Here is a 15,452-nt window from a genome sequence, read left to right on the forward strand (position 1 = left end):
TTGTATTTGTTTGTGCGGTAAAAGTACTAAGATAACGCTGGTATTACAAATAAATTATTGGCTTGGAACTCAAATTTTGTAATTTGGTCACGTTTAAAGATGCCAAACGAAAAAGGTTAGGCTTTATGGTACGAAAGTTGTTGCCACAGCACTAGCTTTCATAAAAAAGGATAATAAAAACGGTAACGGATTCGTTATCCATTGTAGAATACAATACATTTGAATTATAAAAATAAAATCACAATGCATAAACTTTCTTGGAGTACGCTCTGCATCCTTTTTGGAATGTCAACCAGTATTTGGGCACAAAAATCTACTATTTATACCCATGATTCAAAGGATTTTAATACTGCTGTAGCCATGTTCAAGGACGGGCAGTATACCTCTGCACAACATTTGTTCAACCGAGTAAAAGCCACTGCATCAACTGAAGAATTACAATCGGATTGCGCGTATTTCGCAGCTTTTTGTGCAATTAAAACCAATCAGTCGAATGCTGATGAGTTGATGGAACAGTTTGTAGATACCTATCCTACAAGTGTAAAACAAAATCAGGCTTACGCCGAAGTAGCTCAGTTTCATTTTGCACAAGGGAATTATCCGCAAGCTTTGCAGTGGTTTGAAAAAGTAGAAGAAAACGCAGGCACTAGAGCAGATCAAGAAAAATATAACTTTCAAAAAGGCTACAGTTATTTTGCTGCAAAAAATAAAAAGCAAGCAACTGCCTATTTGAATAAAGTGGTGAACTCAGCAGAGTACGGCTCTCAAGCCAAGTATTATCTTGGTTTTATGGCTTACGAAGGCGATGATTACAAAGAAGCTACCAAATATTTTGATGCGGTCTCAGGGGAAGAAAAATACAAAGAAAAACTTTCGTACTACCAAGCAGACATGAATTTTAAGCTGGGTAATTTTCAAAAAGCAATTGATTTGGGTAAAAAAGCGATGCCTAATTCGTCGGCTTTAGAAAAATCAGAGCTCAACAAAATTATTGGCGAAAGTTATTTTAATTTAAAGCAATACGATCAGGCTATTCCTTACTTGGTGGCATACAAAGGAACAAAGGGTAAATGGAATAATACTGATTTTTACCAATTGGGTTACGCGTATTACAAACAAAAAGATTTTGAAAACGCGATCTCACAATTCAACAAAATTATTGGTGGAAAAGATTTTGTAGCTCAAAATGCTTACTATCATTTAGGCGAAAGCTATTTGAATACTGACAAAAAGCAACAAGCGCTAAATGCATTCAAAAATGCTTCTGAAATGGATTTTGATCTTGCCATTCAAGAAGACGCTGCCTTGAATTACGCCAAACTAAGTTATGAATTAGGAAATTCTTACGAAAGTGTTCCTGCCGTATTACAAGCTTTTTTGAAAAAGTATCCTAAAAATGCCAGTAGAGTTGAGGTCGAAAAATTATTAATCGACTCCTATATTTCATCTAAAAATTACAAAGAGGCTTTGGTTTTGTTAGAGCGCAACAAATCGCCTGAAAATAAGTTGGCTTATCAAAAGGTTTTATTTTACAGAGGTTTAGAGTTGTATACCGATACAAAATACACCGAAGCTTTATCAATGCTATCTAAATCTTTGAACGAAGCTAAAGATCCATATATTACAGCACGAGCTACTTTTTGGAAAGCCGAAACGGAGTATGTTTCAGAAGATTACAAAGAAGCCGTATTAAGTTTTAAACAGTTTAGTACTGCGGCAAAAGCGAGTACAACACCTGAGTTTAAAAATCACAATTACAATATTGCCTACACTTATTTTAAACTAAAAGAGTACGATCAGGCGGCTACTTTTTTCCAGAATCAAATAGAACAAGCGCCAACAGATAAGGTTCGTTTGTACGATTCGTATTTGCGCATGGCCGATTGTCGTTTTGTGACTTCAAAATACAGTCAAGCCATTGAAGGCTACACCAAAGCCATCGATGCCAAAAGTTCTGATGCAGATTATGCCTATTTTCAACGTGCCATCTCACAAGGTTTTTTAAGTAAAAATGACAAAAAAATTGCAGAACTGAACTCCTTTTTACAATTGTATTTAAAGTCGGATTGGCGAGATGATGCACTTTTTGAATTGGCAAATACCTATGCAGCTGACAATAAAAACGATTTGGCTGTTAAAACATACGACCGATTGATAACCGAATTTAAAAAAGGTTCTTTTGGGTCAAAAGCTATTTTACGTCAAGGCTTGGTGTACTACAATACTGATAAAGACGACTTGGCTTTGCAGAAATTCAAAAAAGTTGCTGCTGAATTCCCAAGAACTCCCGAGGCACTTGAGGCCGTAGCAACAGCTCGTTTGATTTATGTTGATAATGGTAGGGTAGATGAGTATGCAACTTGGGTGCGTACTTTAGATTTTGTTGCCGTAACTGATGCAGAGCTTGATAACGATTCATACGAAGCAGCTGAGCGTCAATACCAGCAAAACAATACCAAACAAGCCATTGCCGGATTCAGCAGTTACGTGAGTCAATTTCCAAAAGGGATTCACGCACTAAAAGCCAATTACTTTTTAGCACAATTGTATTTTGCACAAGAGTCTTTCGATCAAGCTGTGCCTTCGTATCAATATGTAATTGCACAAGCTAATAATGAATATACAGAGCAATCTTTGTCGCGCTTGGCACAAATTTTCATCAAAAAGGATAATAATGAACAAGCTATTTTGGTATTACTCCGATTAGAAAACGAAGCCGAAGTGGCACAAAACAAAACTTTTGCAGAAGCCAATTTAATGCGACTGTACCAACTTATAAAAGACAATGATAACGCTGTTCGTTTTGCTGAGAAGGTATTGCAAAACCCAAAAGCCGATGATGCTTTAAAAAGTGATGCACAAATTACCATTGCTCGCGCGGCAATAGCACTAGGTGACGAGGCCAAAGCCAAAACGGCTTACGCCAATGTACAGCTAATCGCTAAAGGGGAACTTGCAGCCGAGGCTTTATACTATGACGCATATTTTAAAACAAAAGAAGGAAAGTTTGAAGCTTCGAATGTGGCCGTGCAAAAACTAGCCAAAAATTATGCGGGCTACAAATATTACGGAGCCAAAGGTTTGGTGCTCATGGCGACTAATTTTTACAATTTGAAAGATAGTTTTCAGGCAACTTATATTCTTGAAAATGTAATTCAGAATTTCACAGATTATAAAGATGTTGTTGAAGATGCTAAGAAAGAATTGGATCGTATTAAAAACGAAGAGGCAAAAACCAATTCTTCGATAACCAAATAAACTAAATTAATCAGTAAAGGTGCTGTGAGAATTTTTACAGCAATCTTTTAGATATTTAAAATTGATATGACTTTACCTTTTTATATCGTAGATGTTTTTGCAGAACAAAAATATGCCGGCAATCAGTTGGCTGTTTTTGCTGATGCGCAATCACTTTCTACCGAGCAAATGCAGCAAATAGCAAGAGAAACTAATTTTGCCGAAAGTACTTTTATCACTGCCTTAAATCAGGACACGGGAACTGCTTCGGTACGAATTTTTACACCTGATCAAGAAATGAAATTTGCCGGTCATCCTATAATCGGAACATCGTGGATTTTGATGCATAAAATTTTTCAGAAAAACTTCGATGCTATTACGCTTAAGGTTCCTGTAGGAGCAATTGCTGTGCAACAAAAAGGCGATTTAGTTTGGCTTCGAGCTGCGCAGCCTTCCTTTTTAAATAGTTTTTCGGCAACTGATTTTGAAAATTTCAGTAACTTAAATTCAGCTGATTTTGATACAAATTTTGCCATTCAAGAGGTTACCACAGGCAGCGCTTTTGTAATAATTCCTTTGAAATCAGCAGAAGCATTGCAACGTTTGCAACTCGACAAGCAAAAGGCGCATGATTGGTTAGTAGCAAATTGTGGTACGGCGCACCGCGCTTTTTACTTTTTTACTTTAGAAGGAAATAAACTGGAATCGCGCATGCTTTGCATAGAAGACAATCAACTCAAAGAAGATGCCGCCACAGGAAGTGCGAGTACTTGTTTGCAAGCTTTTTTACTAAAGTATTACCAGCAAGAAATTCAAATAACCAATCACCAAGGCGATTATATGAACCGTCCTTCGCGCATTTATTTTGACGGAAAAAAAGAGGCCGAACATTTTGAAATAAAAATTGGAGGCAAAACACAATATGTAGCAAAAGGCGAATGGGAAGTGTAAAATTCTCTTTTTATTCACAAACAAACACACGTATAAAACAATACAAAATGGTAGTTATAAAATCGATCATACATACAATAAAAGCCTCTCAGACGAAGCAATATGCTTTTTTGAACACAAAAACCACTGCGGTAAGTTTGCTGTTTTTGTTGGTTTCTCAAATTTCGTTGGCACAAAATAAAGAACAAATAGGCAATGAAACAGTTAATGTTGTAAAGGCCTACACTCCTAAAATTTCGGATGCATCCAAAGCTAAAGAAAATCCTGATTTAGACGATGAAGGCAACGAGAAAAAGGAACGTATCAAGTACGCTATTTTCTCTTTCCCAGTAGCTTCGACCTTCACACCATCGAAAGGAAAAGCAGAAGGTGTGACCAAAGAAAAACAAGCACACGTTTTTCAAAATTATGCCACTTTGGGTGTGGGGAATTATGGTACTTTGATTGGGGAATTATTTGTAAACCACGAACTCAATAACACGGATTATGTAGGAGGAATGTTCCGTCATCATTCTTCGCAAGGAGGAATCAATGAAGTGGTTTTAGATGATAATTTTTACGATACGGCTCTTGATGTAATGTACGGTTCCAATCAAAAAGGATTGTCGTATAATCTAAATGCAGGCTATCAAAATCAAGTGTACAATTGGTACGGTTTACCGGATAGTTTTGGAGCAGGAAACACACCGCAAGCTAATGCTCAACTTATTAGTGGTATTGACCCACTTCAAGCATACACTACGCTTTCTTTAGGCGGAAATGTGGTAGTTTCTGAAAGTTTCTTGCAGGACGCAACGGTTAAATTTACTCACTTTTTTGATAAGTATGATTCAGCAGAAAATCACTTTGCAGTAAAACCAACCTTTGTGTTTAACGCAAATGATACAGCCATTAAAACCGAATTGACGGTTGATTATCTGTCTGGAAGTTTAAAAAATAATTTTAGCAATACCAATGCCGAAGCTTTAAAATACGGGTTTACAAATTTAGGTTTGGCACCAAGTTTTGAGATGCAAAGAGATGATTGGACATTGAATCTTGGAGCAGCATTCTTTTACAGTATGGATAACCAAAATAGTAAAAACTCGTTTTTTATCTATCCGAAAGTAACAGCATCATACAAAGTTGTAGGCGATTTAATGCTGTTTTATGCTGGTGCTCAAGGCGATTTAAAACAAAACAGTTATGAAAACTTGGTAGGACAAAATCCGTTTTTGTCGCCAACTAATTTGATGCGTCCTACAGATCAACAATATGATATTTATGCAGGTTTAAAAGGGAAATTGTCAAACTCAGTTAGCTATAATGTGCGTGGATCGTACTTAAACGAACGCAATAAATTTTTGTTTCGTGCGAACAATTACAGTGAAAACAATACGAATCCAGATTATGGTTTTGGTAATTCTTTTCAGGTGGTTTACGATGATGTGAAGACTGCTAGTTTTTATGGAGAGTTAAAAGCTGATTTTTCAAAAGCGGTTAGTTTTGGTGTAAATGGAACGGTAAGTACTTACAAAACGGCTTTCCAACAAGAAGCTTGGAACCTTCCAACGCTGCAAGTAAATGCCAATTTAGATGTTACTTTTCCTCCAAAATGGTTTGCTGCTGCACACGTTTATTATGTCGGAGAACGAAAAGACTTTCAAGAAAACACCTCCATTGTGACCAACAGCGCTCCAATAACTTTGGATGGTTATTTTGATGTCAATGCAAAAATTGGATATAAATACAGTGACCGTTTGACCGCATTTTTAAACGGAAACAACTTGGCCAATAATTCCTATCAAAAATGGTTGAATTTACCAGTGCAAGGTTTGCAACTTGTTGTAGGAGCCAATTATAAATTCGATTTTTAATTTAGAAAAATAAAATTCAGAAAAATCAACAAGAGGCAGCTTATTGAATTTGCTACATGCAATTCTTAGCTGCTTTATTGATTTTAGCATTATTTCATAAATATGACTTTCAAACAAAAAATACATAGGCACTACGCACAACTTGTGCAAGACCGAATTGATGTATTCAAAGACATGATTGTAGCTTTGACAGAAGATTCAAAAAACGATGCCAAAGGTTCCGCTGGAGACAAGCACGAAACAGCACTTTCGATGATGCATTTGGAGCAAGAAAAACTCAATCATAAACTCAAGGAAGTTTTGGCTCAAAAGGCCATTCTTGATAAAATTGATCCTTCAACTGTGGCGTCTACAATTATTTTGGGTAGTTTGGTCAAAGCCAATGGAATTCTTTTGTACATGTGTGCTGCACTTCCAAAGATTGCAGTCGATGAAGTTAATGTAATTGCACTTTCGCCTCAATCGCCTCTTGGCTCAAAACTAATGGGTCAACAAGTAGGCTTTTCGTTTGAGATAAACACCACCAAATATTTGATCGAAGAAATCAATTAATTCTTTCCATCTGAATTTAGATTGCAACAACAATTTTACAGTTTGTAATTAGAAGTACTAATTTTTTCAATCTATAATTACATATTTAATGTTATTGTTGTTTTTTGGTTTATTATTTAAACTAAAAAAGGCTTTTGTGTTTTTAAATTAGAAGTATAACCACATCTTTGCCTTATCAAAATAAATAATAATATCAAAAATATAGCAATATGTGCGGAATTGTATGTGCCTTCGATTTGAAACAAAAAGCTGAGGTTTTAAGGCCTCAAGTTTTAGAAATGTCTAAAATTATTCGTCACCGTGGTCCAGACTGGAGCGGAATTTTTAGCAATGATAAAGCCATTTTATCACACGAACGTTTGGCAATTGTTGATCCTGCCTCAGGAAAACAACCTTTGTTGAGTGCCGATAAACAATTGGTTTTGGCTGCGAATGGCGAAATTTACAATCACAGACTATTACGCAAACAATTCGAAGGGAAATACCAATTTCAAACAGAAAGTGATTGCGAAGTTATTTTGGCACTTTACAAAGAAAAAGGTCCACATTTTATTGATGAAATGAATGGTATTTTTGGGTTTGCTATTTATGATGTCGAAAAAGACGAGTATTTCGTGGCTCGCGATCACATGGGAATTATTCCATTGTACATAGGTTGGGACCAGCACGGCACTTTTTACGTAGCTTCAGAATTGAAAGCGTTGGAAGGATTTTGCACCAAAATTCAATTGTTTCCTCCGGGGCATTATATGACAAGTACAGATGGTGAATTTGTACAATGGTACAAGAGAGATTGGACAGAATTTGATGCTGTAAAAGACAATGAAACCGATATTAGTGCTATAAAAACAGCTTTAGAAGCAGCCGTGCACAGACAGTTAATGAGTGATGTACCTTATGGAGTATTACTTTCAGGCGGTTTAGATTCTTCTATCACTTCGGCTGTAGCCAAAAAATATGCTCAAAAACGTATCGAATCAGGCGATGTTGCCGATGCTTGGTACCCACAATTGCACTCTTTTTCAGTAGGATTGGAAGGCTCACCAGACTTAGCTGCGGCGCAAATTGTAGCTGATCATATTGGCACCATTCATCACGAAATTAAATTTACGATTCAAGAAGGTTTGGATGCTGTGCGTGATGTGATTTACAATTTAGAAACTTATGATGTTACCACGATTAGAGCATCAACACCAATGTGGCTTATGGCTCGTGTGATTAAGTCGATGGGTATTAAAATGGTGTTGTCTGGCGAAGGTGCCGATGAGCTTTTTGGTGGCTATTTGTATTTTCACAAAGCGCCAAATGCAAGAGAATTTCACGAAGAGAACGTTCGTAAATTAGGCAAATTACACATGTACGATTGTTTGCGTGCCAACAAAAGTTTAGCGGCTTGGGGAATTGAGGGTCGTGTTCCGTTTTTAGATAAAGAGTTTATGGATGTGGCCATGCGCATCAATCCACAAGATAAAATGATCAACAAAGAGCATCCTATGGAAAAATGGGTTGTTCGTAAGGCTTTTGAAGATATGCTTCCACAAAGTGTAGCGTGGAGACAAAAAGAGCAATTCAGTGATGGCGTAGGATACGGCTGGATTGATACGCTGAAAGCTACTGTTGCAGTTGAAATTACCGATGAACAATTGGCTAATGCCAAATATAAATTCCCATTACAAACCCCAACTTCGAAAGAAGAGTACTATTATCGTTCTGTTTTTCATGAGCACTTTCCGAGTGATGCGGCGGCGCTTTGTGTGCCACAAGAAGCAAGCGTGGCTTGTAGTACCAAAATTGCATTGGAGTGGGATGAGGCCTTTAAAAACATGAACGATCCATCCGGTAGAGCGGTGGCAAGTGTCCATGATGATGCTTATGAAAAAGTATAATATTTTGATATCAAATCCATTTTTGCCATTTTGGATTTCTTTAAAAGCGTTTCCTTTGGGGACGCTTTTTTTGTGAAATGTCTTCAAGGTTGTCCACTCTAAAAATATAATCGTTCAAGCGGTCAGTTATTTAGGGAGAGTTTTTTATATTAGCATTCCTAAAAAAACAACTATGAAATTTTATACTTTCTTTTTTGCATCGTTACTACTGATATCCTGTTCCAATAAAAACAAAATTGAGGTAGATACCATTGTAACCGATGCTACAATTTATACCGTAAACGAAGCTTTTGCTACCGCCACAGCCATGGCGATTGACAATGGGAAAATTGTTGCCATTGGCTCAGATAGCGAAATTACAGGAAAATACGAATCTAAAAACACTGTTGAAGCTGACGGGAAATTCATTTATCCGGGCTTGTATGATGCACATTGTCACTTTTATAATTTTGGGTTGACTTTGCAAGAAGTTGATTTACGAGGAACCAAAAGTATGGATGAAATCGTGAGTCGTTTGCAAGCTTTTCAAAAGAAAAAGAATCCTGCTTTTATTGTGGGTAATGGTTGGGACCAAAATGATTGGGCAGTGAAAAAATATCCAACAAAAGCCGATTTAGATAAAGCATTTCCAGACATTCCGGTAGTGTTAAATCGTGTTGATGGGCATGCCATAATTGTAAATAGTAAAACCCTGCAATTAGCAGGAATAACAAAAGATACGAATGCAGACGGCGGTCAAATTGAACTAGCAAACGGTGAGCCAACAGGTATTTTAGTTGACAATCCGATGGAATTGGTTTTTAAAATTATCCCAAAACCAACCCGTAAAATTCAAATAGCAGCTTTGTTAGACGCTGAAAAAGTAATGTTCGAACACGGTTTAACAACAGTTAACGATGCAGGTTTAGATCCAGATGTGATTCATTTAATTGATAGTTTACAGAAAGCCAAATTATTAAAATTGAATGTTTACGCTATGATTACTGCCAATCAAAAAAATATTGATTTGTACTTAAAAAAAGGAGTTTACAAAACGGATCAAATCAATGTACGTTCTTTTAAAATGTATGGCGACGGAGCGTTAGGTTCTCGCGGTGCATGCATGCACAAAGCCTATTCGGATAAGCCAGGACAATTTGGGGCTTTGCTAGCACCAATAGTGGGGTTAAAAGATGTTGCAAAACAATTAGCGCCTTCAGATTTTCAGCTTAATACGCATGCCATTGGTGATAGTGCAAACACGGTAATTTTAAAAATTTACAAAGAAGTTTTAGCGGGAACCAAAGATCGCAGATGGAAAATTGAACATGCTCAAGTACTACGCGAAGCTGATTTTGATTATTTTAAATTCGGAATCATTCCATCGGTTCAACCAACGCATGCTACTTCTGACATGTATTGGGCAAGTGAACGCATTGGTAAGGAACGTTTAAAAAATGCTTATGCTTACAAAAAATTATTGCAAAAAGCAGGAACTATTGCTTTAGGAACAGATTTTCCAGTTGAAGAGGTAAATCCTATGTTGACGTTTCACGCTGCCGTTGCTCGAAAAGACAGCAAAGAATATCCTAAAGGTGGATTTCAAATTGAAAATGCATTGTCGCGTGCTGAGACTTTGCGAGGTATGACCTTGTGGGCAGCATTTTCAAATTTTGAAGAAAAAGAAAAAGGCAGTTTAGAAATTGGTAAATGGGCTGATTTTGTGCTTTATGATCAAGATTTGATGAAAGTGCCAGAAAATCAAATTGTGAAAATCAAACCTGCAGGAACGTACCTGAAAGGGCAAAAAGTGAAGTAATTTCATTTGATGCTTTTGAATAAATGTCTTTTTAATTTGAAATGCTTCGGTATATTCTGATTACATTTTGAATTCAAATCTTATTTTTTACTTCAAAAACGAAAGTAGAAAGCAAAGTTGTGTTTGCACTTATAAGCGAGTAGCTCATATTTGCCAACTTGCTCAACAGTTAAATTATATGCTATGTGCGGATTATTAGCCATTATAGGTAAAGGAAAAGACGAACAGTTAGTACGAGACCTTTCGGCGCGTATGGCGCATCGTGGTCCTGATGAAAATGATTTATTTCAAACCGAAAAAGGACATTTCTTAGCTCACGAACGTCTCGCTGTCATCGATTTGCATTCGGGTAAACAACCCATTCAAGGTTCTGAATCAGTGTATATGGTGCATAATGGTGAAATCTATAACCATCAAGAATTGCGAAACGGGATTCTTGATGAGCGAACTTTTCGAACCAAGAGTGATTCAGAGGTAATTGTGCACTTGTATGAACTTTTGGGTTACGATTTTTGTACACAATTAGACGGTGATTTTGCTTTTGTTATCATTGATGGCGATGATTATATGGCAGCCCGCGATCCGTTAGGAGTAAAGCCATTATATTATGGTTTGGATGAGCGCGGTAGAATGTTTTTTGCCTCCGAAATGAAAGCGATAATCGACCAATGTAAAACATGTTCTACTTTTCCGCCAGGGCATTATTATACTCCAAAAACAGGTTTTGTGAAATATTTCAGACCAGAATTTGAGGATTATCAAACGGCTACTCAGGAGTCTGATTTGGTTCTAATACGAGAAACCTTGACAAAAGCGACTCAAAAGAGAATGATAGCTGATGTTCCTGTTGGTGTTTTGTTGTCTGGTGGATTGGATTCGTCACTTATTACATCTATTGCCAGCAGATTTTTCAAAGAAAAAGGTCAAAAACTAAAGTCATTTGCAATTGGTTTAGATAGTGAAGCTCCAGATGTTGTAGCTGCTCGAAAAGTTGCTCAGTTTTTAGATACAGAGCATACAGAGGTATTTTTTACAGTAGAGCAAGGGCTTGGAATTTTAGATACTTTAATCAAACAAATAGAAACTTATGATGTGATTACCGTGCGAGCCAGCGTTCCGATGTATTTTGTAGCAAAGGCAATTCAGCAGGCGGGTATCAAAGTAATACTTTCTGGTGAAGGTGCCGATGAAATTTTTGGTGGCTATTTGTATTTTGCGAATGCGCCATCTGCCGAAGATTTTCAAAAAGAAACAATCGAAAGAGTACAAAAATTATTTACAGCTGATTTATTGCGTACTGACAAAGCCACAATGGCGCACGGCGTAGAAGCAAGAGTTCCATTTTTGGATGCAGAATTTTTAAACGTGGCTTTTGGTATTCAACCGGATGAAAAAATGCCTCGAAATCACGATGGAAAAGAGAAATTCATTTTGCGTAAAGCATTTGATACGCCTGAAAATCCCTATTTGCCAGAAGAAGTTTTGTGGAGACAAAAAGAACAATTTTCGGATGGTGTTGGTTATTCGTGGGTAGACCAACTGATTGATTTTTGCGCCAAGCAAATTTCGGATGAGCAATTGGCTGGAGCTGCTCAAGAATACCCATACAATTCACCTACGACAAAAGAAGCGTATTTGTATCGTCAAATTTTTCATAAACATTATCTGCAGTTGAGTGCTGCACAAACGGTTCGCAAATGGATTCCAAAGTGGCAAGAAAACCAAGACCCGAGTGGAAGAGCTAATGCTGCTCATGTTAAATCAGCACTGTCGGGAAAGACAAAATGATAAAAGAATTATTTTAGTAGCTTGCTGCGCCACTCAAATCACCCATAAATTTTGAATTGAAAAACAGATTTTTAGAGTAAAACTGCTTAGTTTGCAACTAAAAATCTGTTTTTTATTTTGGATGATTTTTATAATTCAATACTAGCCTGCTTTTTATTGCTTTTACCAATTCAAACAGCTTAATTTTTTAAACAAATGTTAATAACTTAAAGCCTTTAAAAGTGATTTTAACGGTTATATAATTTGCGTTTTTATATATTTGCGTGTTATACAAAAAATTACATTTTTTAGATTAAAACAATATGAGCGAAGAAATCAATAAAGGGAATTATTCAGCCGATAGTATTCAGGCATTAGAGGGAATGGAGCACGTAAGAATGCGTCCTTCGATGTATATAGGCGATGTTGGAGTTCGAGGACTGCACCATTTGGTTTATGAAGTTGTCGACAACTCTATTGATGAAGCAATGGGAGGACACTGTGATACGATTTCGGTTGCAATTAATGAAGATGGTTCGATTACAGTTGAAGATAACGGTCGTGGTATTCCGGTAGGAATTCATAAAAAAGAAGGCGTTTCTGCACTAGAGGTTGTAATGACCAAAATTGGTGCCGGAGGAAAATTTGATAAAGATTCGTATAAAGTTTCTGGAGGTTTACACGGTGTAGGTGTTTCGTGTGTGAACGCCTTGTCAAACCATTTGATTGCTACAGTTCATAGTAGTGACGGTAAAGTGTACCAACAAGAATACGAGAAAGGTAAGGCCTTATATCCCGTAAAACAAATTGGGGATACAACCAAAAGAGGTACCATCGTAACTTTTTATCCAGATCCAACTATTTTTACACAAACAACAGAGTATTCATACGATACGCTTTCAGCACGTATGCGTGAACTTTCGTTCTTAAACAAAGGAATCACAATTACGTTTACTGATAAAAGAGAACTTGATAAAGATGGCAATTTCTTGTCAGAAGTATTTCATTCTACTGAAGGTTTAAAAGAATATATTCGTTACCTAGATGGGAACCGTGAGCCAATTATTGGACACGTAATTTCTATGGACCACGAAAAAGGTGATATTCCAGTTGAGGTAGCTTTGATTTACAATACGAGTTATTCTGAGAACATTTTCTCTTATGTAAATAACATCAATACGCACGAAGGAGGAACACACTTGCAAGGATTTAGAACGGGTTTAACTCGTTCCTTGAAAAAGTATGCAGATGCTTCTGGAATGTTAGATAAATTAAAATTTGATATTTCTGGAGATGATTTCCGAGAAGGTTTAACGGCTATTATTTCGGTTAAAGTTGCTGAGCCTCAATTTGAAGGTCAAACGAAAACTAAATTGGGTAACAGAGAAGTAGTTTCTCCTGTTAGTCAGGCAGTGAGTGAGATGGTAGAAAATTATTTGGAGGAAAATCCAAATGATGCTCGAATCATTGTTCAAAAAGTAATTTTGGCTGCACAAGCGCGTCACGCTGCAAAAAAAGCACGTGAAATGGTACAACGCAAAACCGTAATGGGTGGCGGTGGCTTACCAGGAAAACTGTCTGATTGTTCTGAGCAAGATCCTGCAAAATGTGAAGTGTATCTTGTCGAGGGTGACTCGGCGGGTGGTACCGCAAAACAAGGTCGTGATCGTGCGTTTCAAGCAATTTTGCCCTTGCGTGGTAAAATCTTAAACGTAGAAAAAGCCATGCATCACAAGGTTTTTGAAAACGAAGAGATTCGAAATATTTTTACTGCATTGGGTGTAACTATTGGTACAGCCGAAGATAGTAAAGCTTTAAATATTGAAAAATTACGCTACCACAAGGTAATTATTATGTGTGATGCCGATGTCGATGGTAGTCACATCTCTACTTTAATTTTGACGTTTTTTTTCCGATTCATGAAAGAATTAATCGAAGAAGGACACGTGTATATCGCGGCTCCGCCTTTGTACCTTGTTAAAAAAGGGAACAAAAAAGAGTATGCTTGGAATGATGTACAACGCGATCAAGCCAATGAGCGCATGGGCGGAAGCGCAGCAATCCAACGTTACAAAGGTCTTGGAGAAATGAACGCGGAGCAATTATGGGAAACTACAATGGATCCTAACTTTAGAACCTTACGTCAAGTAACTATTGATAGTTTGGCAGAGGCTGATAGAGTGTTCTCTATGTTAATGGGTGACGAAGTACCGCCTCGTAGAGAATTTATCGAGAAAAATGCAGTTTACGCAAACATCGATGCTTAATCAATTTTTTTGAAAAGCTCAATAAAATAAACCAAATAAACAATTAACCGAATAAACTATAAAAGATGAAAGTGACCATCGTAGGAGCAGGAAATGTGGGCGCGACTTGTGCAGATGTGATTTCATATAGAGGAATTGCAAGCGAAGTGGTTTTGCTAGATATAAAAGAGGGTTTTGCTGAAGGAAAAGCGCTTGATATCATGCAATGCGCAACCAACACTGGTTTTAATACCAAAGTGACAGGAGTAACAAATGATTATTCTAAAACAGCAGGAAGTGATGTGGTAGTTATTACATCAGGAATTCCAAGAAAACCGGGTATGACTCGCGAGGAGCTAATTGGCATCAACGCAGGAATTGTAAAGACAGTGACTGAAAATGTGTTACAATATTCGCCTGAAACTATCATTGTAGTAGTTTCGAACCCAATGGATACAATGACTTATTTGGCATTGAAATCTACTGGTTTACCAAAAAACAGAATCATTGGTATGGGTGGTGCGCTGGATAGCTCTCGTTTTAGAACGTATTTATCTTTAGCTTTAGACAAACCTGCTAATGATATTTCGGCAATGGTAATTGGTGGTCATGGTGATACAACTATGATTCCGCTGACTCGTTTGGCTTCTTATAATGGTATTCCAGTTTCTCAATTTTTATCTGAAGAGCAATTGCAAAAAGTAGCTGCAGATACAATGGTAGGTGGTGCGACACTTACAGGGCTTTTGGGTACATCAGCTTGGTATGCGCCGGGTGCTTCAGTAGCATTTTTAGTAGACAGTATATTAAACGATCAAAAGAAAATGATTGCTTGCTCTGTATTTGTAGAAGGAGAATATGGTCAAGATGATATTTGCATAGGTGTACCTTGTATAATAGGTAAAAACGGTGTAGAGGAAATTGTAGATATTCAATTGAACGAAATTGAAAAAGGCTTGTTTGAAAAGAGCGCAGCTGCAGTCCGACAAATGAACGACGCCTTAAAATCGATTTTAGCCTAAGAAAATCACAAATAATTAAGGAAGACTGCTTAAGGGCAGTCTTTTTCTTGAGATTAATTAATAAATAAATTGGTTAATCTTAACCTTAATTATATATTTGCTCGGTTTAAAAAAAATAGCCAAACGCAATTGTTTCT

Annotated in this window: 9 protein-coding genes; all 9 read left to right on the forward strand. The window is 37.0% G+C overall.

What is annotated here, in order from left to right; all coding sequences use genetic code 11:
• Positions 1 to 243 precede the first annotated feature (243 nt).
• Entirely contained in the window at positions 244 to 3,258 is a 3,015-nt protein-coding gene (locus L1S34_RS09605) for a tetratricopeptide repeat protein (RefSeq protein ID WP_236363839.1), read from the forward strand.
• 66 nt (positions 3,259 to 3,324) lie between these two features.
• Positions 3,325 to 4,188 carry a PhzF family phenazine biosynthesis protein gene (locus L1S34_RS09610; RefSeq protein ID WP_236363840.1) on the forward strand — a complete coding sequence of 288 codons (864 nt, stop codon included), beginning with the start codon at positions 3,325 to 3,327 and terminating at the stop codon, positions 4,186 to 4,188.
• 47 nt (positions 4,189 to 4,235) lie between these two features.
• Positions 4,236 to 6,044 carry a TonB-dependent receptor gene (locus L1S34_RS09615; protein ID WP_236363841.1) on the forward strand — a complete coding sequence of 603 codons (1,809 nt, stop codon included), beginning with the start codon at positions 4,236 to 4,238 and terminating at the stop codon, positions 6,042 to 6,044.
• Between the two features lie 102 nt (positions 6,045 to 6,146).
• Positions 6,147 to 6,596 carry a hypothetical protein gene (locus L1S34_RS09620; protein ID WP_236363842.1) on the forward strand — a complete coding sequence of 150 codons (450 nt, stop codon included), beginning with the start codon at positions 6,147 to 6,149 and terminating at the stop codon, positions 6,594 to 6,596.
• 209 nt (positions 6,597 to 6,805) lie between these two features.
• Positions 6,806 to 8,482, forward strand: coding sequence for an asparagine synthase B (gene asnB, locus L1S34_RS09625; RefSeq protein WP_236363843.1), 1,677 nt, complete (start codon positions 6,806 to 6,808; stop codon positions 8,480 to 8,482).
• A 172-nt stretch (positions 8,483 to 8,654) separates the two neighbouring features.
• A complete protein-coding gene (locus L1S34_RS09630; RefSeq protein ID WP_236363844.1) occupies positions 8,655 to 10,280 on the forward strand; it encodes an amidohydrolase in 1,626 nt (541 codons plus the stop codon).
• A gap of 183 nt (positions 10,281 to 10,463) precedes the next feature.
• Positions 10,464 to 12,068, forward strand: a complete 1,605-nt coding sequence (asnB, locus tag L1S34_RS09635; RefSeq protein ID WP_236363845.1) for an asparagine synthase B — start codon at positions 10,464 to 10,466, stop codon at positions 12,066 to 12,068.
• 302 nt (positions 12,069 to 12,370) lie between these two features.
• Positions 12,371 to 14,314 (forward strand): DNA topoisomerase (ATP-hydrolyzing) subunit B, encoded by a 1,944-nt coding sequence (gene gyrB, locus L1S34_RS09640; protein ID WP_236363846.1) that lies wholly within the window; start codon positions 12,371 to 12,373, stop codon positions 14,312 to 14,314.
• A 65-nt stretch (positions 14,315 to 14,379) separates the two neighbouring features.
• Complete coding sequence (gene mdh, locus L1S34_RS09645; protein WP_236363847.1) at positions 14,380 to 15,315, forward strand: malate dehydrogenase; 936 nt, start codon at positions 14,380 to 14,382, stop codon at positions 15,313 to 15,315.
• Positions 15,316 to 15,452 lie beyond the last annotated feature (137 nt).

The organism is Flavobacterium sp. K77 (genome assembly GCF_021608205.1).
Taxonomy (GTDB): domain Bacteria; phylum Bacteroidota; class Bacteroidia; order Flavobacteriales; family Flavobacteriaceae; genus Flavobacterium; species Flavobacterium turcicum.